Source organism: Mycolicibacterium llatzerense (genome assembly GCF_000878195.1).
In the GTDB taxonomy this organism is placed as follows: domain Bacteria; phylum Actinomycetota; class Actinomycetes; order Mycobacteriales; family Mycobacteriaceae; genus Mycobacterium; species Mycobacterium llatzerense.
This window is the reverse complement of sequence record NZ_JXST01000039.1, coordinates 1-22,140: the sequence shown is the minus strand read 5'-3', so window position 1 is coordinate 22,140 and position 22,140 is coordinate 1. Positions and strand designations below refer to the sequence as shown.

General features: G+C 68.5%; 20 protein-coding genes. 15 read left to right on the top strand and 5 right to left on the bottom strand.

The genetic code is table 11. The annotated features are described in order from the left end of the window. The first annotated feature begins 3 nt into the window (after positions 1 to 3). From aroC to aroB, 3 genes are read left to right on the top strand one after another with little or no spacing between them, the layout of a single operon-like run. Positions 4 to 1,200 (top strand): chorismate synthase, encoded by a 1,197-nt coding sequence (aroC, locus tag TL10_RS23105; RefSeq protein WP_043393086.1) that lies wholly within the window; start codon positions 4 to 6, stop codon positions 1,198 to 1,200. Positions 1,201 to 1,204: 4 nt separating this feature from the next. Continuing rightward, entirely contained in the window at positions 1,205 to 1,846 is a 642-nt protein-coding gene (locus TL10_RS23100) for a shikimate kinase (protein WP_043392744.1), read from the top strand. Beyond that, positions 1,839 to 2,930 (top strand): 3-dehydroquinate synthase, encoded by a 1,092-nt coding sequence (aroB, locus tag TL10_RS23095; protein WP_043392741.1) that lies wholly within the window; start codon positions 1,839 to 1,841, stop codon positions 2,928 to 2,930. Before TL10_RS23100 ends, aroB begins: the two co-directional genes overlap by 8 nt. Before the next feature lie 60 nt (positions 2,931 to 2,990). Here aroB and TL10_RS23090 read toward each other — a convergent pair whose 3' ends face one another. Beyond that, positions 2,991 to 3,509, bottom strand: coding sequence for a B-4DMT family transporter (locus TL10_RS23090; protein WP_043392737.1), 519 nt, complete (start codon positions 3,507 to 3,509; stop codon positions 2,991 to 2,993). A gap of 33 nt (positions 3,510 to 3,542) precedes the next feature. Between TL10_RS23090 and TL10_RS23085 the strand changes: the two genes are divergently transcribed. The 11 genes from TL10_RS23085 (at position 3,543) to TL10_RS23035 (ending at position 15,766) form a co-directional block, all read left to right on the top strand. After that, positions 3,543 to 4,646, top strand: coding sequence for a M24 family metallopeptidase (locus TL10_RS23085; RefSeq protein WP_043392734.1), 1,104 nt, complete (start codon positions 3,543 to 3,545; stop codon positions 4,644 to 4,646). Positions 4,647 to 4,674: 28 nt separating this feature from the next. Continuing rightward, on the top strand, positions 4,675 to 5,238 hold the full coding sequence (gene efp, locus TL10_RS23080) for an elongation factor P (protein ID WP_043392731.1): 564 nt from the start codon (positions 4,675 to 4,677) through the stop codon (positions 5,236 to 5,238). Further along, entirely contained in the window at positions 5,231 to 5,698 is a 468-nt protein-coding gene (gene nusB, locus TL10_RS23075) for a transcription antitermination factor NusB (RefSeq protein ID WP_043392729.1), read from the top strand. Before efp ends, nusB begins: the two co-directional genes overlap by 8 nt. Before the next feature lie 2 nt (positions 5,699 to 5,700). Continuing rightward, entirely contained in the window at positions 5,701 to 6,240 is a 540-nt protein-coding gene (locus tag TL10_RS23070) for a hypothetical protein (protein ID WP_043392726.1), read from the top strand. A gap of 88 nt (positions 6,241 to 6,328) precedes the next feature. Further along, positions 6,329 to 8,578, top strand: a complete 2,250-nt coding sequence (locus TL10_RS23065) for a molybdopterin-dependent oxidoreductase (RefSeq protein ID WP_043987516.1) — start codon at positions 6,329 to 6,331, stop codon at positions 8,576 to 8,578. A 459-nt stretch (positions 8,579 to 9,037) separates the two neighbouring features. Beyond that, positions 9,038 to 9,808 (top strand): GntR family transcriptional regulator, encoded by a 771-nt coding sequence (locus TL10_RS23060; RefSeq protein ID WP_043987515.1) that lies wholly within the window; start codon positions 9,038 to 9,040, stop codon positions 9,806 to 9,808. Next, entirely contained in the window at positions 9,805 to 10,035 is a 231-nt protein-coding gene (locus tag TL10_RS23055; protein WP_043392724.1) for a 4Fe-4S dicluster domain-containing protein, read from the top strand. The genes TL10_RS23060 and TL10_RS23055 overlap by 4 nt, the downstream gene beginning before the upstream one ends. 13 nt (positions 10,036 to 10,048) lie before the next feature. Continuing rightward, positions 10,049 to 11,479: an ABC transporter substrate-binding protein gene (locus TL10_RS23050; protein WP_043987514.1), complete on the top strand. Its 1,431-nt coding sequence runs from the start codon at positions 10,049 to 10,051 to the stop codon at positions 11,477 to 11,479. Next, positions 11,476 to 12,330 (top strand): ABC transporter permease, encoded by an 855-nt coding sequence (locus tag TL10_RS23045; RefSeq protein WP_043987513.1) that lies wholly within the window; start codon positions 11,476 to 11,478, stop codon positions 12,328 to 12,330. Before TL10_RS23050 ends, TL10_RS23045 begins: the two co-directional genes overlap by 4 nt. After that, positions 12,327 to 13,082 (top strand): ABC transporter ATP-binding protein, encoded by a 756-nt coding sequence (locus TL10_RS23040; RefSeq protein ID WP_043987512.1) that lies wholly within the window; start codon positions 12,327 to 12,329, stop codon positions 13,080 to 13,082. The genes TL10_RS23045 and TL10_RS23040 overlap by 4 nt, the downstream gene beginning before the upstream one ends. After that, entirely contained in the window at positions 13,079 to 15,766 is a 2,688-nt protein-coding gene (locus tag TL10_RS23035) for a fumarate reductase/succinate dehydrogenase flavoprotein subunit (protein ID WP_043987511.1), read from the top strand. The genes TL10_RS23040 and TL10_RS23035 overlap by 4 nt, the downstream gene beginning before the upstream one ends. Here the strand turns inward: TL10_RS23035 and TL10_RS23030 are convergent. The 3 genes from TL10_RS23030 to TL10_RS23020 are packed head-to-tail and all read right to left on the bottom strand — an operon-like array spanning position 15,736 to position 19,729. After that, positions 15,736 to 17,148 (bottom strand): amidase, encoded by a 1,413-nt coding sequence (locus TL10_RS23030; protein ID WP_043987510.1) that lies wholly within the window; start codon positions 17,146 to 17,148, stop codon positions 15,736 to 15,738. The genes TL10_RS23035 and TL10_RS23030 overlap by 31 nt on opposite strands. A gap of 8 nt (positions 17,149 to 17,156) precedes the next feature. Continuing rightward, the gene (locus tag TL10_RS23025; RefSeq protein ID WP_043987509.1) at positions 17,157 to 18,464 is read right to left on the bottom strand and encodes an FAD-linked oxidoreductase, L-gulonolactone oxidase family; all 1,308 of its coding nucleotides are present in this window, start codon (positions 18,462 to 18,464) and stop codon (positions 17,157 to 17,159) included. Next, the gene (locus TL10_RS23020; RefSeq protein WP_043987508.1) at positions 18,461 to 19,729 is read right to left on the bottom strand and encodes an alanine racemase; all 1,269 of its coding nucleotides are present in this window, start codon (positions 19,727 to 19,729) and stop codon (positions 18,461 to 18,463) included. The genes TL10_RS23025 and TL10_RS23020 overlap by 4 nt, the downstream gene beginning before the upstream one ends. An 89-nt stretch (positions 19,730 to 19,818) precedes the next feature. Between TL10_RS23020 and TL10_RS23015 the strand changes: the two genes are divergently transcribed. Continuing rightward, on the top strand, positions 19,819 to 20,832 hold the full coding sequence (locus TL10_RS23015) for an AraC family transcriptional regulator (protein ID WP_043987533.1): 1,014 nt from the start codon (positions 19,819 to 19,821) through the stop codon (positions 20,830 to 20,832). Here the strand turns inward: TL10_RS23015 and TL10_RS23010 are convergent. Next, a complete protein-coding gene (locus TL10_RS23010) occupies positions 20,829 to 22,040 on the bottom strand; it encodes an FAD-dependent monooxygenase (RefSeq protein ID WP_043987507.1) in 1,212 nt (403 codons plus the stop codon). The two genes, TL10_RS23015 and TL10_RS23010, sit on opposite strands and share 4 nt — an antisense overlap. Positions 22,041 to 22,140: the final 100 nt, after the last annotated feature.

Here is a 22,140-nt window from a genome sequence, read left to right as displayed (position 1 = left end):
CACGTGTTGCGATGGACCACAGCAGGTGAATCCCACGGCCGCGCCCTGGTGGCCATGCTCGAAGGCATGGTGGCCGGTCTTTCGGTGACCTCGGACGACATCGCCACGCAGTTGCAGCGGCGTCGTCTCGGCTACGGTCGCGGTGCCCGGATGAAGTTCGAAAAGGACGAAGTCACGCTGCTCGGCGGCGTTCGGCACGGCCAGACGCTGGGCGGCCCGATCGCCATCCAGATCGGCAACACCGAATGGCCCAAGTGGGAGACCGTCATGGCCTCCGACCCGGTCGACCCGGCGGAGCTGGCCAACACCGCGCGTAACGAACCGCTGACCCGGCCCCGGCCCGGTCACGCCGATTACGCCGGCATGCTCAAGTACGGCTTCGACGACGCCCGCCCGGTGCTCGAGCGCGCCAGCGCCCGCGAGACCGCGGCCCGCGTCGCCGCCGGCACCGTTGCCCGCGCGTTCCTGAAGCAGGCCCTCGGCGTCGAGGTCGTCTCGCACGTCATCTCCATCGGTGCGTCCAAGCCCTACGAGGGTCCGGTGCCGGGGCCGCAGGATCTCGACGCCATCGATGACAGCCCGGTGCGCGCCTTCGACAAGGACGCCGAGGCCGCGATGATCACCGAGATCGAGGCCGCCAAGAAGGACGGCGACACCCTCGGTGGTGTGGTCGAGGTTGTCGTCAGTGGCCTGCCGATCGGCCTGGGCTCGTTCATCAGTGGCGACAACCGGCTGGACAGCCAGCTGGCCGCGGCCGTGATGGGCATCCAGGCCATCAAGGGCGTCGAGATCGGTGACGGCTTCGAGACCGCACGACGCCGCGGCACCGTCGCCCACGACGAGATCTACCCGGGCCCCGACGGCATCACGCGCTCCACCAACCGCGCCGGCGGCCTGGAAGGCGGCATGACCAACGGCCAGCCGCTGCGGGTCCGCGCCGCGATGAAGCCGATCTCGACCGTGCCGCGCGCGCTGGCCACCGTCGACATGGCCACGGGCGAAGAGGCCGTCGCCATCCACCAGCGTTCCGATGTGTGCGCCGTGCCCGCGGCCGGTGTGGTCGTCGAGGCCATGGTGGCGCTGGTCGTGGCCCGGGCCGCGCTGGAGAAATTCGGCGGCGACTCGCTGACCGAGACCCGCGCCAACGTCGAGAACTACCTCCGTGCGGTGCATGAGCGCGAACCGCAGATGTCCGGATAGATCTATGACTCCCAAGGCTGTACTGGTCGGCATGCCCGGTTCGGGCAAGTCGACGATCGGTCGGCGGTTGGCGAAGGCGCTGCAGGTGCCGATGCTCGACACCGACGCCAAGATCGTCGAGACCACCGGTCGCAGCATCGCGGACATCTTCGCCGAAGGTGAACCGGTGTTCCGCAAGATCGAAGCCGACGTCATCCGCGATGCGCTCGCCGAACACGACGGCGTCGTCTCGCTGGGCGGTGGCGCGGTGACCACCCCGGAGGTGCGCGAAGCGCTCGTCGGACACACCGTCGTCTACCTGGAAATCAGTGCGGCAGAAGGTGTTCGGCGTACCGCGGGCGGCGGCCGTCCGCTGCTCGCCGGTGACGACCCGGGCGCCAAGTACCGCGAGCTGATGGCGCAGCGCGTGCCGCTGTTCCGGCAGGTCGCCACGCTCCGCGTGAACACCAACCGACGCAATCCCGGTGCCGTGGTACGCCACATCGTGCACCGGCTCGAGCAGCCGCGCTGCGACGAGCACTCCCGGCGCCGCCGTCGTTCGGCGTGGCGCCGGCTGCCCACGGTCCTGAACCCCGGACCGACCACCGAGGCCCCGCCGAGCCCTGCGGCACTGGCCAAACGTTTGAAAGGCTCGCAATGTGACTGACGCTGTCGTCGACCCTGTAGTTGTGAATGTGAACGTCGACCGGCCGTATCCGGTGATCATCGGAACCGGTCTGCTCGGTGACCTCGGCCGGGTCCTGCAGGGACGGCACCGCGTCGCGATCCTGCACCAGCCGGTGCTGACCCAGACCGCCGAAGCGATTCGTAGTTACCTGGCGGACAACGGAATCGACGCGCACCGCATCGAGATCCCGGACGCCGAGGCGGGTAAGGAATTGCCCGTCGTCGGCTTCATCTGGGAAGTGTTGGGGCGCATCGGAATCGACCGCAAGGACGCCGTCGTCAGTCTGGGCGGCGGTGCGGCCACCGACGTCGCCGGGTTCGCCGCGGCGACCTGGCTGCGGGGTGTGGACATCGTGCACGTGCCGACGACGCTGCTCGGCATGGTCGACGCCGCGGTCGGCGGCAAGACCGGCATCAACACCGACGCCGGCAAGAACCTCGTCGGCGCCTTCCACCAGCCGCTGGCGGTCCTGGTCGACCTCGCGACGCTGGAATCGTTGCCGCGCAACGAGATCATCGCCGGCATGGCCGAGGTCGTGAAGGCCGGCTTCATCGCCGACCCGGTGATCCTGGACATGATCGAGGCCGATCCGGAGGCCGCTCTGGATCCGACCGGCACGGTGCTGCCCGAGCTCATCCGCCGTGCCATCGCCGTCAAGGCCGAGGTGGTCGCCGCCGACGAGAAGGAATCGGCACTGCGCGAAATCCTCAACTACGGCCACACCCTGGCGCACGCCATCGAGCGGCGCGAGCGCTACCAGTGGCGCCACGGCGCCGCGGTGTCGGTGGGCCTGGTGTTCGCCGCCGAGCTGGGCCGGCTGGCCGGTCGCCTCGACGACGACACCGCTGATCGCCACCGTCGGGTGCTCACCGCGCTGGGTCTGCCGGTCAGTTATGACGCCGACGCTTTCCCGCAGCTGCTGGAATCGATGGCGGGGGACAAGAAGACCCGTTCGGGCATCCTGCGTTTCGTGGTGCTCGACGGGCTGGCCAAGCCGGGCCGGCTCGAGGGCCCGGACCCGTCGCTGTTGGCGGCGGCCTATTCAGTGGTGGCGAAGGACTGACCTCGAGACCAAAAAAATCGCGGCCCGTCTGATGACGGGCCGCGATTTTTGCGTGGGTGCTTAGGACTGCTCGTCGTTCTTCTCGGCGGCGACAGCGGCGAAGACGTCGGTGTCGGCGCGCTCACCCTCACCGGCGTGGTCGTGCTTCGGCGGCGGCGGGGCGTGGCGGTCGACCAAGTAGCGGCCGAGCGACACGCCGCAGACGCCACCCACGAAGACGATCAGTGCGGTGAACGCGGCGAACGTGGTGACCTCGGCGGCCAGCGCGTCGACGTAGATGTTGTCGTAGACCTGTCCGATGAGCCAGGCGACGAAGCCGCTCACGACGCCGGCGAACAGGCCGCCGACCAGCCATGCCATGGCCAGGTCCTCGCGGCGGTCGGGGTCGGGCTGCGCCTTCGCGTCGTTCTGTCCATCGAACACGCCCCAGGCGAATGCGGCGATGACGTACAGCACGACCAGCGTGATGCTGATCATCAGAGACTGTTTTTCCCAGGCCCCGATCATCGCGCCTTGCAGCAATCGGACGATCACCATCAACGCCGCAAAGACGATTCCGCGCAGCAACCACTTACTCATGAGCAGACAGCGTAGCGAGTAGCGTCACATATCGTGACAATTTCCCACCGGCGCCACATTCTGCGTCGCCAGCTGGCGGCCGCCGAGCTGGATGCGATCCTGGTAACCGACCTGGTCAACGTGCGTTATCTGTCCGGATTCACCGGATCCAACGCTGCCCTGCTGATTCCCATTGACCAGGACAACGACGGGGACACCTTTGTCCTCGCCACCGACGGGCGGTACCGGACGCAGGCTGCACAGCAGGCCCCAGACGCACAGATCGTCATCGAGCGGGCGTGCGCACCGCAATTGGTGCGCGCTGCAGAAGCCGCCGGAGTGAAGCGGCTCGGCTTCGAAAGCCACGTCATGACGGTCGACGCCCATGCGGCACTGCAACGGGTCAGCGGGGACATCGAGCTGGTCCGGGCGCCCGGCATGGTCGAGTCACTGCGGGAGGTCAAGGATGCCGGCGAGATCGCGATCCTGCGGCTGGCCTGCGAGGCCGCCGACGCCGCGCTCAAGGACCTGATCGAATCCGGCGGACTGCGGGCCGGCCGTACTGAGAAGGAGGTCGGCCGCGAACTGGAAGCGCGGATGCTTGACCACGGTGCCGACGGGCCGTCGTTCGAGACCATCGTCGCGACGGGCGCCAATTCGGCGATCCCGCACCACCGCCCCACCGACGCGGTGCTGGCGGCCGGTGACTTCGTGAAGATCGACTTCGGCGCGCTGGTCGAGGGCTACCACTCGGACATGACCCGCACCTTCGTCCTGGCGCCCGTGGCGCAGTGGCAGCGCGACATCTACGACCTGGTCGCGACGTCGCAGCGCGCGGGCCGGGAGGCGCTGGTGCCGGGCACCACGTTGTCGGCCGTGGATCGGGCGTCACGGCAGGTCATCACCGATGCCGGCTACGGCGAGCAGTTCTCCCACGGGCTCGGGCACGGGGTCGGCCTGCAGATTCACGAAGCGCCGGGAATCAACTCCGCCGCCGCCGGTACACTGCTTGCTGGCTCTGTGGTAACCGTGGAGCCCGGTGTCTACCTGCCCGGCCGGGGCGGCGTCCGAATCGAGGACACGCTGGTCGTGGGCAGCGATACGACACACACACCTGAGTTGCTTACCCGGTTCCCCAAGGAACTGGCCATCCTCTGATGACAGAGAGCTAGGAGCAGTACCGACCGTGGCATCTACCGCCGACTTCAAGAATGGTCTCGTCCTCAACATCGAGGGCCAGCTGTGGCAGATCACCGAGTTCCAGCACGTCAAGCCCGGCAAGGGCCCGGCCTTCGTGCGCACCAAGCTCAAGAACGTGCTGACGGGCAAGGTCGTCGACAAGACCTTCAACGCCGGCGTGAAGGTGGAGACCGCGACCGTCGACCGTCGTGACGCCACCTACCTGTACCGCGACGGCAGCGACTTCGTGTTCATGGATGCCGAGGACTTCGAGCAGCACCCGCTGTCGGAGACCCTGGTGGGCAACGCCGCCGGCTTCCTGCTGGAGAACCTGCAGGTGCAGATCGCGTTCCACAACGGCGCACCGCTGTACCTGGAACTGCCGGTCAGCATCGACATCGTCGTCGCGCACACCGAGCCGGGCCTGCAGGGCGACCGCTCGAACGCCGGCACCAAGCCGGCCACCCTGGAGACCGGTGCCGAGATCCAGGTCCCGCTGTTCATCAACATCGGCGACAAGCTGAAGGTGGACACCCGCGACAGCAGCTACATCAGTCGGGTCAATGCCTGACCGTCGTTCCGACAAGGGTCGGCACCAGGCGCGCAAGCGCGCCGTCGATCTGCTGTTCGAGGCCGAGGCCCGCGGGATCACCGCGGCCGAGGGTGCGAAGCTGCGCAACACCATTGCCGAGAGCGACCCCGAGGTCTCGGCGCTGAACCCGTACACGGTGACCGTTGCCGACGGTGTCACCGAGCATGCCGCACACATCGACGACCTGATCTCCGCTCACCTGCAGGGCTGGACGCTCGAGCGGCTGCCCGCGGTGGACCGGGCGATCCTGCGCGTCGCGGTGTGGGAACTGCTGCACGCGACGGACGTGCCCGAGCCGGTGGCCGTCGACGAGGCGGTCGAGCTGGCGAAGACGCTGTCCACCGATGAGTCACCCGGTTTCGTCAACGGTGTCCTCGGCCAGGTGATGCTGGTGACGCCGCAGATTCGGGCGGCGGCCGCGGCAGTGCGGGGCGAGTAGCAGTGGACGAACCGCAGGACTGGGCGCCGTACTCGAGTGTCGAGGACGCGGCGAAGGTCTACCTGCGGGATCCGGAGCTGGCGCTCGAACAGCTCCGCTCTGTGGTCGATTTCCGGTCGATCAAGTCCTTCATCATGTCGCGCGGCGCGTCCGAGGAGTCCTGGGGCGACGCCGTGTGGCAGGAGGTCGTCCTCACCGACGGTGAGCGGTTGATCATGTGGCGGGCCGACGACGACGCCAGCGGCGAGGACGAACAGCTGCGCCGGACGTTGGACACCTCGGTGCGGACCATCCTGCTGTCCACCATCACCGACCACATCCTGACCACCCAGTTCGAAGTGTTGGCCGACGGCACCCGGCGACTGGCCGAGGTCCGGCTGCGGATGTACACGCAGCTGGTCACCCGCAGCCGGCAGAAGTCCGCGATCGACACCGATTTCTTCTGCGAATCGTTCCGGTACACGAAGTCCGTCGACGACGGCGGCCTGGCGCAGATGCAGCGGCTGCTGCAGTTCGGCCGGGAGCTTTCACACGCGCTCTAACCTGGCCGGAAACGGTCGCGTGCCCGTCTCTCCCGGACACTGGGACCATTCGTGACCCACGTCTCAGTAACGCCGTTACAGTCGAATGATGGGAACTCAGCCGCGAGTGATCGCCGAAGTCGGCGAAGACGGACTGCACCTGCACGCCTGCTGCTTGTGTGAAGCCATGTGCGGCTTGGAGATTCAGGTGACCGATGGCAAGGTCGCCGGCATCCGGCCCAACAAGGCCGACGAGTGGAGCGCGGGCCACATCTGCCCCAAGGGCGCCTCCCTGGGTGCGCTGCACCAGGACCCGGACCGGATTCGCCGGCCGATGATCAAGGTCGACGGCCAGTGGCACGAAGTCGACTGGGACACCGCGTTCCGCCGCTGTACCGAACTGCTGGCGCCGGTCATCGAGAAGCACGGCATCGGCGCGGTCGCCGCGTACACGGGAAACCCACTGGCGCACTCGTTTTCGCTGTCGCGGTACGCCGCGATCCTGCTCGGCCTGTCCGGCATGCCGATCACCTATTCGCCCGGCACCATCGACCAGTGGCCGAAGAACCTGTCGTCGCACCTGATGTACGGCAGCTGGTGGGCCTTCCCGACCCCGGACCTGCAGCGCACCGACCTACTCGTCGTGATGGGCGCCAACCCCGCGGCCTCGCAGGGATCGCTGCTGGCCGCCCCCGACATCATGGGCATCATCGGCGGAATCCGGAAGCGCGGCAAGGTGATCGTCATCGACCCCGTGCGCACGCAGACCGCCGCCAAGGCCGACGAGTGGCTGCCGATCACCCCGGGCACCGACGCGGCGCTGCTGCTGGGCGTCATCCACGCGGTGTTCGACGAAGGGCTGGTCAACCTCGGTCAACTGGAGCAGCACCTCGACGGGGTGCCCGAACTGCAGCAGGCCGTGGCCGACTGGTCGCCCGAAAGAGTCTCTGCCGCAACAGGTATCGAGGCGCAGCGAATTCGGGAACTGGCCCGCGAGCTGGCCGGCACGCCCCGCGCCGTCGTCTACGGCCGCATCGGCACCTGCAACCAGGAATTCGGCAGCCTCGCCAGCTGGCTGATCGACGTCGTCAACATCGTCACCGGACACTTCGACGTTCCCGGCGGCGCGATGTTCGCCACCCCGACCGCCTGGACCGTCACCAGCCAGACCATCCCGGGCCTGGAGGACGGGGCCGCCAACTTCGGCCGCTACCAGACCCGGGTCCGCGGCGCCAAGGAAGTGCTGGGCCAGGTACCGGTCTCGTGCATGCTCGAAGAGATCACCACACCGGGCGAGGGCCAGCTCAAGGCCCTGATCACGGTCGCGGGCAACCCCGTGCTGTCGACGCCGGGCGGCGACAAACTCGACGAGGCGCTGCCGCAGCTGGACGCGATGATCTCGGTGGACCTGTGGCTCAACGAGACCACCCGGCATGCCGACGTGATCCTGCCCGGCCCGTCGGCACTCGAGCAGGCGCACTCCGCGGACCTCCTGCTGGGCGCGGCCATCAACAGCTTCGCCCGGTACTCGCCGCCGGTGTTCCATCGCGAGGACCCCGATGCGCCGGAGGAGTGGGAGATTCTGATCCGGCTCACCGGGCTGTGCACCGGCACCCCGGCCGAGGATGTCGACATCGCCGCGCTGGACGACGGCTGGTTCGACTACCTGTGCTTCACCCAGGGGCTCGACGGCGCCGAGATCCGCAAGAACTACGACCGCGGCGGACCGGAGCGCATGCTCGACCTGACCCTGCGGACCGCCGCGTTCGGCGACCGGTACGGCGAGAACCCCGATGGGCTGACGCTCGAGAAGCTCAAGGCCCACCCCGACGGCATCAACTACGGCCCGATGGTGCCGCGGGTGCCCGAGGTGCTGGGCACCGCGGACCAGAAGATTCGCCTGGCGCCGCAATATCTGCTCGACGACCTGCCGCGGCTGGCCGCGCGGCTCGACCGTGCCGACGACGAGCTGGTCCTGGTGAGCCGGCGGCATCTGCGGTCCAACAACTCCTGGCTGCACAACGTCGGTGCGCTGATGAAGGGCCGCGACCGCTGCACGCTGCTGATGCACAGCCGCGACGCCGCCGAACGGGGCATCGTCGACGGTGACGCCGCCGAAGTGGCCTCTGGCGCCGGGAAGATCGTCGTACCCGTCGAGGTGACCGACGCGATCAAGCCGGGCGTGGTGTCCATGCCGCACGGCTGGGGGCACGGACAGCCGGGCACCCGGCTCGGTATCGCCAACGCGTCGCCCGGGGTGAACACCAACATCCTGTCGCTGCCGGACTTCATCGACGAGCCGTCGGGTAACGGTGCGCTCAACGGGATTCCGGTGACGGTGCGTGCTGTGGGTAGCTAGCGGCCGGCTATGTGTTGACTGCGCGTCTACGCAGACCGCTACTCGAACTTTCCCTGCGTAAGCGCAATCTCAACTGCTGCAAGTGTTTTGTGCCCCAGGTGCTGTCGGTCGAGTGCGCGGAGCGATACTTGGCTTCAATCGCGAGGAATCGTCATACGTCGTGATTGAAGCGAGGTATTTCTTCGGGGCGTCAGCGGTCCCAGAGTTCAATCACCACGGCAGATTGTCATCACGATTGAACTCATGCACTTTCGCGGAGCCGAAGGTTGTGGCCACAGGTAAACGCGGTTCAATTCATCGAGATTCGAACTACCTGGCGTTTCCGAGGTGGCGCAATTGTGGTTGAAATGGGCATTTACCCAGGTCAAGCCTGTGGCAAGGCGGCGCAATGCGGGTACTGTCGAGCCACCTGATTTGCGGGGGCAGACCTGACACCGGCAGGTCCCTACGGTCAACCGCATGTCCACGTCGTCCCCGTCGCTTCGCTCGCCCCAGCCGACCGACCCGACCCCGCTGCGCCGGCGCGCCGACCGCGCCCGGCAGGTGGCCGACGTGCTGCGACATCAGGTGCGCGACGGGGTCTACTCGGACGGTCTGCCCGGCGAGGCCGAGCTGGTCGCCGAGTTCTCGGTATCCCGCAACACCGTGCGCGAAGCCCTGGCGATCCTCAAGGCCGAAGGGCTGATCGACCGGGGGCCGCGGGTCGGCACCCACGTGGCCCAGCGCAAGTACGATCACGGGCTGCACGCGCTGGTCGGCCTGAAGGAGACCTTCAAGGACTTCGGCGAGGTCCGCAACGAGGTCCGCGCCGCGACGCAGCTGCCGGCGCCCGCGGCGGTGGCGCGCCGGTTACAGCTGGGTCCCGGTGAGCCCGTCGTCTTCATCGAGCGACTGCGCTACCTGGGCGACCTTCCGCTGAGCCTGGATCTGACATACCTGGCGCCCGATATCGGCGCTGCGGTGCTCGAGCACTCGCTGGAGACCAACGACGTGTTCGCGTTGATCGAGCAGGTCACCGCACAGCGGCTGGGCACGGCGGACATTGCGCTGGAAGCGGTTTCGGCCGATCCGCACACCGCGGCCACCCTCGACATCCCGGCCGGGGGAGCGATTCTGATGCTCGAACGGCTCACCACCCTCGACGGCGGGCGCCCCGTCGACCTCGAATACATCCGACTGCGTGGTGACCGAATCACCATGCGCGGCAACCTGTTACGGAGTGAATCATGACACTGGTCAACAACCAACGAGCCGATGTCCCGGTGACGATCGACGAGTCGCTCTGCATCGAGGGCTGCACCCTGTGCGTCGACATCTGCCCGCTGGACTCGCTGGCCATCAACCCCGACAACGGTAAGGCCTACATGCACGTTGACGAGTGTTGGTACTGCGGGCCGTGCGCCGCACGCTGCCCAACCGGCGCTGTCTCCGTCAACATGCCCTACCTCATCCGCTAAGGACTCGAGCCCAATGACAAGCAAGCATCTCGCCCGGTTTTCCGCCCTGGCCGCCAGCGTCGTGCTGGCCGCCACCGGCTGCTCGGTCGATTCGGCCGGCAAGGACGACAACGTCGTCAATGTGGTCGTCGGCTACCAGTCCAAGACCATCAACACCGTCACCGCAGGGACATTGCTTCGTGCGCAAGGCTATTTGGAACATCGGCTCAGTGACATTTCTGCCAAGACCGGCAAGAAGTACCACGTCGAATGGCAGGACTACGACACCGGCGCACCGATCACCGCCCAGATGGTCGCCGAGAAGATCGACATCGGTTCCATGGGCGACTACCCGATGCTGATCAACGGATCCAAGACCCAGAGCAACGAACGCGCCAAGACCGAGCTGGTGTCGGTGACCGGATCCAGCCCCACCGGATCGCTGAACATGGTTGTGGTGTCACCGGATTCGCCGGTGCAGTCGCTGAATGAGCTGGCCGGCCAGAAGGTCTCGGCCAGCGTCGGCTCGGCCGGTCACGGCACGCTGGTGCGGGCCCTGTCGAAGATCGGCATCGACCCGAAGACCGGCGTCGAGGTACTCAACCAGCAGCCGCAGATCGGCGCCTCGGCACTGGAATCCGGCCAGGTCAAGGCCCTTTCGCAGTTCGTCGCCTGGCCGGGCCTGCTGGTCTTCCAGAACAAGGCGCGGCTGCTGTACGACGGGGCCGAGCTGAACTACCCGACCTGGCACGGCGTCGTGGTGCGACGGGCCTACGCCGGCGCGCATCCCGAGGTGCTCGACGCCTTCCTGCAGGCGCAGCTCGACGCCACCGACTTCCTCAACACCAAACCGCTCGAGGCCTCGCGCATCGTCGCGCAGGGCAGCGGCTTGCCACAGGAAGTCGTGTACCTGTACAACGGCCCCGGCGGCACCCGGTTCGACACCACGCTCAAGCCGTCGCTCGTGGATGCGCTGAAAGGCGATGTGCCGTACCTGAAGTCGATCGGTGACTTCGCCGACCTGGACGTGGCCAAGTTCGTCGAGGACGGACCGCTGCGCAAGGTGCTGGCCGAGCGGGGTCGCGACTACAACACCGAGGTGGCCCGCACCGCGAATCCGTCTGTGGTGCACGGTACCGACCCGGTGTGCAACATCCCGGCCGACAACCCGGCGCTGGCCGGTGAGCTGTGGCTGGACGGTTCGGACACCACGCAGCCGGCGGCCAACCCGACCTGCCTGCTGAAGGCGATCCGCGCGGCCGAGGCCACGGGCACCAAGGTGCGTGCCGCCTACGTGCCGGACGCCGAATTCGGAACCCGTTGGCTGGCAGACAAATCCGTGTGGGTCCAGCAGGGTACCGACTTCGTCCCGTTCGACACCGCGGCGGGTGCTCACCGCTACCAGGCAGCCCATCCCGGTTCGTCGGTGGTGACCTACCAGCAGGCTCTGATCGGTGTGGCATGACGGCGATCGCCGCGGTTGCTGCGGCACCTGCCCGCACCGCCGAGGCTGAGGTGGCGCGGCGGCGGGTTCCGGCCACCTGGCGCAGTTACGCCATCAAGGCGCTGTCGGTCGCTGCGGCCGTGGGCATCTGGCAGCTGCTCACCGCGGGCCACGTCCGGTTCTGGCTGCGGTTCGACAACCTGCCGACCGTCACCCAGATCGCCGCCAAGTTCGTCGCCTCCGTGGGCACCGGCCAGTACTGGCTGGACCTGACGCAGTCGGTGATCCGGATCGTCAGCGGCTTCGGACTGGCCGCGGTGATCGGCGCCGGAGTCGGGATCGCGCTGGGCCGGTCTCGGCTGTTCGCCGACATCGTCGGACCGTTGACCGAGCTGGCCCGACCGATCCCGGCCATCGCGCTGGTTCCGGTGGCCATCCTGCTGTTCCCGACCGACGAGGCCGGCATCGTGTTCATCACGTTCCTGGCGGCGTTCTTCCCGATCATGGTGAGCACCCGGCACGCGGTGCGCGCATTGCCGACGCTGTGGGAGGACTCGGTGCGCACCCTCGGCGGTTCGCGCTGGGATGTGTTGCGGCAGGTGGTGTTTCCGGGTGTGCTGCCCGGGCTGTTCGGCGGATTGTCGGTCGGTATGGGTGTGGCCTGGATCTGTGTGGTGTCCGCGGAGATGATCTCCGGCCGGCTCGGTGTCGGCTACCGCACCTGGCAGGCCTACACCGTGCTGGATTACCCGAGCGTCTTCGTCGGCATCATCACCATCGGAGCCCTGGGCTTCGGCACGTCGGCCGCGGTGGAACTGATCGGCCGGCGGCTGACGCGCTGGCTGCCGCGTGGTGAGGAGAACGGGCGATGAGCGCTGTAGTGACCGAGCCCAGGATTGCGGGCCTGCGCCTCGAACTCGACCGAATCCGACTGTCCTACACCGGCGAGCCGGTCGTGGACGGGCTGAGCCTGACGGTGCAGCCGGGGGAGATCCTGGTGCTGACCGGGCCGTCGGGCAGCGGCAAGTCGACGGTGTTGCGGGCGCTGGCCGGGCTGCTGAAGCCCGATGCGGGGCGGGTCCTCGCGGACGGCGCGCTCGTGACCACCACGTCGCGGGACCGCGGCATGGTGTTCCAGGACAGTGCGTTGTTGCCCTGGCGCACAGTGCGATCCAACATCGAGCTGGCGCTGCAGCTGCGCGGCGTGCCGCGTGCCGGGCGCCGCGAACGCGCCGAACGCTGGATCGACGAGGTCGGGCTCACCGGGTTCGCCGACTTCCTGCCGAAGAGCCTGTCCGGCGGCATGCGCCAGCGGGTCCAGCTGGCCCGTGGACTGGCCGGGGCGCCGCGAGCCGTCCTGATGGACGAGCCGTTCGGTGCGCTCGACGCCAAGACCCGGAATGCCATGCAGCACCTGCTGATCGACACCTGGCAGGCCCATCCGACCACCGTCGTGTTCGTCACCCATGACGTCGACGAAGCCCTCGCGCTGGGCGACCGCGTGGCGGTCCTCGGCCGCGCCGGGCAGCCGCTGCGCGCGCTGCTCGACGTTCCCAGTCCCCGTGACGCCGATGTTGCCCGCACCGAGCTGCGGGCCGAAATCCTTGGAGCACTACACCAATGAGCACCCTCGAGGTCCCCGACCTCGCCACTCCTGTCCGCCTGGACTGTGACGTCCTGGTGATCGGCGGCGGCACCGCCGGCACCATGGCCGCGCTGACCGCCGCCGAGAACGGCGCCCAGGTGCTGCTGCTGGAGAAGGCCCACGTACGGCACTCCGGTGCACTGGCCATGGGCATGGACGGCGTCAACAACGCCGTCGTCCCGGGCAAGGCCACCCCGGAGGATTACGTCGCCGAGATCACCCGGGCCAACGACGGAATCGTCAACCAGCGCACCATCTATCAGACCGCGACCCGCGGCTTCGCCATGGTGCAGCGGCTGGAACGCTACGGCGTCAAGTTCGAGAAGGACGAGCACGGCGAGTACGCGGTGCGCCGGGTGCACCGCTCGGGTTCGTACGTGCTGCCGATGCCCGAGGGCAAGGACGTCAAGAAGGCGCTGTACCGCGTGCTGCGGCAGCGGTCGATGCGCGAGAAGATCCAGATCGAGAACCGGCTGATGCCGGTGCGCGTACTGGTGCAGGACGGCAGGGCGGTCGGGGCTGCTGCTCTCAACACGCGCACAGGCGAATTCGTGACCGTCGGGGCCAAGGCCGTCATCCTCGCGACCGGAGCCAGCGGCCGGCTGGGCCTGCCGGCCTCGGGATACCTGTACGGCACCTACGAAAACCCCTGCAACGCCGGTGACGGCTACTCGATGGCCTACCACGCCGGGGCGGAACTGTCGGGCATCGAATGCTTCCAGGTCAACCCGCTGATCAAGGACTACAACGGACCGGCCTGCGCCTACGTTGCCAATCCCTTTGGCGGATACCAGGTGAACGCGTTGGGCGAGCGGTTCGTCGACTCCGACTACTGGTCGGGCCAGATGATGTCCGAGGTCAAGAGCGAGATCGAATCCGCCCGCGGCCCGATCTATCTCAAGGTCACCCACCTGCCGGACGAAACCATCACCGCGATGGAGAACATCCTGCACACCACCGAACGCCCGACGCGCGGCACGTTCCACGCCAACCGCGGCCACGACTACCGCACCCACGACATCGAGATGCACATCTCCGAGATCGGTTTGTGCAGTGGGCATTCGGCGTCCGGGGTGTGGGTCGACGAGCACGCCCGTACCACCGTGCCGGGGCTGTACGCGGCCGGTGACATGGCGTGCGTCCCGCACAACTACATGATCGGTGCATTCGTCTACGGTGACCTGGCCGGCGAGCACGCCGCGTCCACGCTCGCGGACGTCGACGCACCCGTGGAGCTTCCGCAGGATCAGCTGGCCGAGGCGCATGAGCTGATCTACCGCCCGCTGCGGCATCCGGACGGCCCGCCGCAGCCGCAGGTCGAGTACAAGCTGCGCCGCTTCGTCAACGACTATGTCGCCCCGCCCAAGACGGCGACCAAGCTGTCCATCGCCGTGCGCACCTTCGAGCGGATGGCCGAGGAGATCGAGCAGATGGGCGCCCGCACCCCGCATGAGCTGATGCGGACCGTTGAGGTGTCGTTCATCCGGGACTGCGCCGAGATGGCGGCCCGGTCGTCGTTGACGCGCACCGAATCGCGGTGGGGTCTGTACCACGATCGCGCAGACATCCCCGAGCGCGACGACGAAGAGTGGCGCTATCACCTGAACCTGCGCAAGGACGCGAACGGGGAGATGGAGTTCCTGAAGCGGCCGGTGGCACCGTATTTCGTGCCGGTGCCCGACCTGGACCACCTGCCGTCGGACCACGCGGTGCAGCACGTGCACCAGCCGGACCTGGTCGGCGGCAAGGCGCCGGCGACCGCGGGATCGCGCCTGCGGCCGACCGAACTGGCGACGCCGCCGTCGCCGCGTATCGCACAGGTGATCGCGCTGGAGGAACCGGCGCTCGACGATCTGGCGGGGTTCCTGCAGGACACCGATGCGGGTGTTCGCCGCGCCGCTGTCGCGGTGCTGGTGGAGAACCTGCCGGACGGCTACCAGCCGCCGCTCGTCGCTGCCCTCGGAGACGACGACGCCGCGGTGCGGGCCACCGCGGCCGATGCCTTGCGAGAACTGGTCGAGATGGTGCCCGACCCGGCGGCAATTGCCCCGTACCTGGCCTCCGCTGACCCGGTGGTGCGGGCGGTGACGCTGTACGTGCTGAGTTCGCGCCGCGCTGGTGCGGCCCCCGATTACCGTGCCGCCGTGACGGATTCGGACCATCGCGTGCGCATCGAAGCGGTGCGGGCGCTGGTCTCGGTCGATGACGTCGACGGAGTCGCCGCGGCAGCGGCCGACGACAACCGTGAGGTGCGGATCGCCGCGGGCAACGGGCTGGCGACGCTGCGGTCCGGCGCCGACACCGTGCGGGAGTTGCTGGCCGACCGGGACCCGCTGGTGCGTGCGGCGGCGCTCGCCGCCTTGGCCGCCGTCGGCTGCGCCGAGCAGGATGTGCCGGAAGTGCAACGCGCCCTGCGGGAATCAGCGTGGCAGATTCGTCAGGGCGCGGTGCGGGCACTGTCCGGCGCGGCGCCGGCGGTCGCGGTCGAACCGCTGTCGCAGGCGCTGCACGACCCACACTTGGACGTGCGCAAGGCCGCGGTGCTCAGCCTGACCCGGTGGGCCGATTCCGAGGAGGCTGCCCGGACCGCGCTCGGTATCGCGCTGGAAGACGGCGATGCCGACGTGCGGGCCTACGCCCGGCACGCGCTGGCGAGCTCCTGAATCCGGGCGAACGGCCGCTCGGACTCCAGCAGGAAGGCCAGCTCGAGCAGGGTGCGCTCATCCCCGTAGGCGCCGGACAGCTGGACGCCGACGGGTAGGCCGTCGGGGGACCGGTGCAGGGGCAGCGAGATCGCCGGGGTGCCCGCGATGTTGTTGAGTGGGGTGTACGCGACATACCGGCGCAGGCGGTCGATGAGCTCGGGGAAGTCCACCGTCGGCGCGAGGTAGCCGATTCGGGGCGTGGTGTGCGAAAGCACCGGCGAGAGCACGACTTCGTGCCGCGCGAACATCCGCGCGTACTGGTCGGCGATGCCGCGCAGCCGCAGCAGCGCGCCCGGGGTGCGGTGCAGATTCCGGCGGTGGTGCGCGCGCAGCCCCAGGCTCAGGCCGTCGGCCTTGGCGGCGTCGAAGGACCGGTCCAGGATCAACCGGCCGGTGCCGACCGCGAGATCGGCCAACAGTGCCCAGTATTGGACGAAGTCGTCGGCGAACTGGGCGGTCACGGGCAGCGAGATCGGCTCGACGACGTGGCCGGCGGCCTCCAGCAGCGCCGCGGTGTCTTCGACGGCTGCGCGGGTGGCGTCGTCGACCGATTCGCCGGTGACGCTGTCGAACAGCACGCCGACGCGAAGGGTGCGCTGTGCCGGTCCGCTCACCCGGCCGATCGGCGCCAGTTTCGGGTTGCGCCAATGGTTCTCGCAGGCGGCGAGGTACGCCGCGGTGTCGCGGACGCTGCGGGTCAGGACACCCTCGGAGATCATGTTGATCGGCAGGTGGCCGGCCTGCTCACCGTCGCGGTGTCGGCCCCGGCTCGGCTTGAGCCCGACCAGGCCCGCGCAGGCGGCGGGAATGCGGATGGAACCGCCGCCGTCATTGGCGTGCGCGATGGGCACGACGCCCGCGGCGACCAGGGCAGCCGAGCCGCCCGACGAGGCACCGACGGAGTATTCGGTGTGCCACGGGTTCCGGACGGGCTTCTCGGTCATGTATTCCGTGGTGGCGTTGAAACCGAATTCGGGCATTCGGGTCTTGCCCATCAGCGTCATGCCGGTGCTGAGCAACTGTGTCGTGTAGGCGCCGTCCTTCTTCGCGGGCCGGGCCGTGAACGCCTCCGAGCCGTGCGTGGTCGGCAGGCCGGCGACGTCGGTGTTGTCTTTGATGAACGTTGGGACACCGAAGAATTCGGCGTTCGGGTCGGTGCTGTGCCGCGGCGGCGTCTCGCACGCCACGGCCTGCAGTTCGGGGTTGACGAGCCGGGCGCGGGCCGTGGCGGCGGCGGCCAGTTCATCCGGGCTGACCTGCATGCCGCGAACCAGTTGGGCGAGGGCGACGGCGTCGTGGTCACCGAGCGCGTCATCACCGAAGGCATGGATCGTTGTCATGGGTGGTCTCACTCTCCGAGTACTTGTTGTAGGTAGTCGTTGGCGAAAGTCCGGCTGGGATCGAGCTTTTCGCGGACCGCGAGGAAGTCGTCGAACCGGGGATAGCTGTCTCGCAGGTCTGCGGCGGTGCGGCCATGCATCTTGCCCCAGTGCGGTCGCCCGTCGTAGCGGCGCATGATCTGCTCGACCGCGGCGAAGTACTCGGTCGGGTCGTCACGTACATAGCGGTGCACCGCGAGGTACGCGCTGCGGCGCCCATACGCGGTGGACAACCAGTTCTCGTCGGCGGCGGCTGCCCGGACCTCGATGGGAAAGCCGATACGCCAGCCCCGTTCGGCGATCAGGCTGCGCACCTCGTCGAATGCGGCGCCCACCGACTCGTAGGGGACGGCGTATTCCATCTCGCGGAACCGCACCCGCCGCGGTGAGGTGAAGACGCGGTCGGAGCGCTGCGTGTGCTCACGGTCGGACAGGAACCGGGTGACGGTGCGGTTCAGCGCGGGCACGGCGGCCGGCAGTGCGCTGCCCACCGCGCAGATCGCACCCAGCACACCGTTCTCGACCAATTCCTCCTCGATCCATTGCGAGACCCGGTTGGTGGGCTCGAGCTGGGTGTAGGCGGGCAGCCGGATGTTGGCCTTGGTGAACGCGACGTCGGTGTGCGGGAACCAGAAGAATTCGAAATGGTCTGTCTGCGTGGAGCGTTCATCGAACGCGGCGACGACGTCGTCGACCGGTTCGACGCGTTCGATGGCGTGGATCGCGAAACCGGGGACGCACTGCAGCGTCACCTCGACGATGATCCCCAGCGCGCCCAGGCCGACCCGGGCGGCCGGGAGCAATTCGCTGCCCTGCTCCTGATCGATCCGGACCAGCTCGCCGGTGCCCGAGACCAGGGTCAGCCCCACCACCTGGGTTGCCAGGCCACCGAAGGTCAGACCGGTGCCGTGGGTGCCGGTCGAGATGGCTCCCGAGATGGTCTGGCGGTCGATGTCGCCCATGTTCTCGAGTGCGAGTCCATGCGTCGCCAGCAGTTGCGTCAGCTGCCACAGCGGTGTCCCGCCGCCGACGGTGACCTGCTCGCGGTCCCGGTCGACCCCGATGACACCGGCCAGGGCGCCCAGGTCCATTTGAATATCGGGCGCGACGGCGATGCCGGTGAAGCTGTGCCCGGAGCCGACCACCTTGACCCGGCGGCCGGCCGCGCCGGCGCGGGTGACGGCGTCGCACACCTCCGTGGCGGTGGTGGGCCGCAGCACCTCCGTCGGCTGCGCGGTCGCGCACCGACCCCAGTTCGTCCACTGCTGCCCGCTCATAGGAACGTCTGCCCTTCGCCTCGGTAGGTGAGCGCCGCGCCGACGGTTTCTCCGTTGTCGACCAACAAGAATCGGTCGACGTGCTCGCTGAGCTCACCGGCCTTGCAGTGCCGGAACCACACGCGGTCGCCGACTTTCAGTGCGGCGGCGGCCTTTCCGGTGACCGGCGTCTGCACCTCCCCGGCCATCTCGGCCGGCAGCAGACTCAGCCCCGGCGGCCAGACCGGCAGCGGCACGCGATCCCGGGCCGGCGGTCCGGACGCGATCCAGCCGCCGCCGAGCACCGTCGCAATCTGCGGTGTCGGCTTGCGCACCACGGACAGCGCGAACGCGGCAGCCGGCGCGGGTGTGAACCCGCGATATGTGTCGAACAGGTGTGGGCCGAAAAGACCACTGCCGGCCGCGATTTCGGTGACCGCGGGATCCGAGGCGGTGAACTCGATCGATCCGGTACCGCCGCCGTTGACGAACTCCAGATCCGTCACCTGCCGGACCGCGGCCACTGCGAGACCGCGACGTTCGAGCAGTTCGTCCTTGGAACGTCGCTGCATCCAGCGGACCAACTGCGACCGTGCGGCCTGGCCCCGGACATCGTCACCGACCCCGGCGATCTGAGCTTCGTAGGACATGAGGCCGACCAGCGAGAAGCCTGGGCGGGCGGCGATGGCCGCGGCCAGGGTGCGGGCCTGAGCGGCGGTGTGGACGGGGGAGCGGCGCACCCCGAGATGCCCGAGCGCGGGTGCCTGCCATGAGGCGTCCAGATCCAGGCAGACCCGCAGCGCGGGCCGCGCCGCCGGTGCGGCGACGTCGTCGATCAGATCGAGTTGGGCCGGGTCGTCGACCATGAGTGTCACCCGTGCCGCCAACTCCGGCGACGACGCCAAGCGGGCGATCGCGGCGCGGTCAGCAGTCGGGTAGCCGACGACGACGTCGTCGTGCGGCGGGTGCTTCTCGTCGCCCTGGGCCAGCCACAGTGCTTCGGGCAAGGTGAAGGCCAGCACGCCCGCATAGCCGTCGAGGGCTGTGACGGCGTCCAGGATCGCCCGCGACCGAACTGATTTGGACGCCACCCGGATCGGTGTCCCCGCCGCGCGGCGGCGCAGGTCGTGCACGTTGTGGTGCAGCGCGCCGAGATCGATGGCCGCGAGTGGCGGGTCCAGATGTGCAGTTGCCGCCGTCAATGCCGGCCAATACGTGTCGGAACGCGCCCACGACCCCTCGACAGAGGGCGGCTTCGACAGATCGACCGGCAGTGACGTGACCATGGATCGGGAGCTAACCGCATGTCGGTGGGTGCGCACGAGGGCATTGGTGACCACAATGGGGGGAAAACCGGACACGTGTGGGAGGTGAGATGGGCCAGGAAAGCGCGGCGTTGATCCCGACGTCGGTGCTCGTCAACGTCGTCGACGTAGCCGATCGGGCGGGCCTGCCCGCCGACCGGTGGCTCGCGACGGCCGGCCTGTCCGCAGAGACGCTCAATTCCCCCGACGCCCGGGTCTCCTTCCGACAAGCGGCGCACGTCCTGCGTCATGCGGTGCGTGCCATGCCGGACCGGGGTCTCGGGATCGAGGTGGGGTCGCGGGACATGTTCTTGTCGTTCGGGGTGCTGGGCCTGGCCATTCGTTCCGCGGAGAACCTCCGCGCCGCAATGGAAGTCGGCGTCGAACTGCAACTGGCCGCCGGCGGCCTGATGGACGTTGCCGCCGAACGGGTCGGTGAGACCTTCGCGCTGCGGGCCTATGAGCGCCATCCGGAACCGGAGCTGCTGCCATTTCTGTGCGAGGAGCTGTTCTGCAGCGTCGTGGTGACCGTCAGGACCGTGCTGGAGCTGCCACGGCTGGCGCCCGCGTACGTCCAGGTCAGTTACCCGCCGCCCGCGTACGCGCAGCGGTACCGCGAATTCTTCGGCTGCCCCGTCCTGTTCAACGCCGATGCCAACCGGGTGGCGCTCCCGGACGCACTCTGGACCCGACGTCTACCCCGCGCTGATCCGGCGACGCACGCGGTCGCGGTGGCCGCCTGCCGCGACATGGTGGCCGGGGGCGAGCAGCCCAATGACGTGGTGCAGACGGTCGAGACCATGTTGCGCGACAGCTTGCGCGATCCGCTGACCATGGCTCAGGTCGCCAAGCGGCTGGGCGTCACGGAGCGCACCCTGCGCCGGCGCCTGAGTGCCGGCGGGCAGCAATTCATCGCGTTGCGCGACAAGGTGCGCAGTGAACGGGCGCGCTACCTGGTCCGGGAGACGGCGATGCCCATTCACGCCATCGCCACCGAAGTCGGGTTCACCGACCCGCGGGAATTCCGCCGGGCGTACATCAAATGGACCGGACATCCGCCGACGCGTGACCGGACGACCACCTAGGCCGGTTGATAATCCGGCAGGTCGATCGACTCGGCAGTGGAGAACCACTTGCGGCCGGCGTACAGGCGCAGCGGCCAGCGCTGCACCCATTTCATGGCGGACGCGGCCCCGGCGATCTTGCGTTCGGACATCGGCGCGTACCCGTCGAGTCCGCCGGGCAGGGCCTGGCACCGGTCGACGTACGGTCGCATGACCGTCTCGTATCGCCGCAGCGCGGCCTCGATGCCGGCCGCGTCGAGCGTCGCGGCCGGTCCGAGCTCTCCGGCCAGCACGTAGGCGCCGACGAGGGCCAGGCTGGTACCCATGCCGGACAGTGGCGACGCGCAGTAACCGGCGTCGCCGCACAGCGTGACCGGGCCCGCCGACCAGGTGTCCATGTGCACCTGGACGAAATCGTCGAAATAGAAATCTTCGGATTGCTCTGCGGCCCTGAGTAATTCGTCGCAGTACCAGCCGGCGTCGCGGAACCGTTCGGCCAGCAGTGCCCGCTGCGCGTCCGGGTCTCGGCGGTCGTATTCGAGTGGTTCGGACCGGAACGCCAAACCGGCCTTGGCTGTCGCCGCGTCGTGCGCCGGCCGCAGTGACGCGTTGAGCCCGCCGGCGGCCTGGAACATCAGGAACCAGCCATCCAGGCCGATCATGTCCGGCGCGGTGAACCAGGCGTTGTAGCCGCCCAACCGCCGGATGAACTGCTCTTCCGGTCCGAATGCCAACTGCCGCACCGCGGAATGCGGGCCGTCGGCCCCGACGACCAGGTCCGCCTGGATCACGTCGCCATCGGTCAGCGTGGCCCGGACACCGTCGTCGTCCTGTTCGATCGCGGAAATCCGCGTGCCGAATCGGTATTCGGCCGATTCGCAGGTGGCCTGGTAGAGCACATCAGCGAGGTCGCCACGCAGGATCTCGAGTGCGGAGACGATGCCATTGCCGTCGAAGGCCTCGACCGGCATCTCCGCGCGCCGAGTGCCGTCGGAACGCACCCAGGCGATGCCGCGCTGAAACAGGCAGCGCTCGGTCATTGCCGTCAACAGTCCCATCCGGGCGACCACGTCACGCCCGGCGCCGCGCAGGTCGACCGTCTGCCCGCCCGGGCGGATGGCCGGCGCCGCCTCGACGATCACCACCCGGTAGCCGTTGCCGGCCAGCCAGTGGGCCAGTGCAGGTCCGGCGATCCCGGCGCCGCTGATCAGTACGGTCGGCTGGGTCACAGCGAAAGCCTATGGCATGTGGCCCATCCCGGCATTCACAGCCCGCTCTAATCGATGCCTCTTAGGCTGGCCCCATGGCGGACATCGACCGGCGCACAGT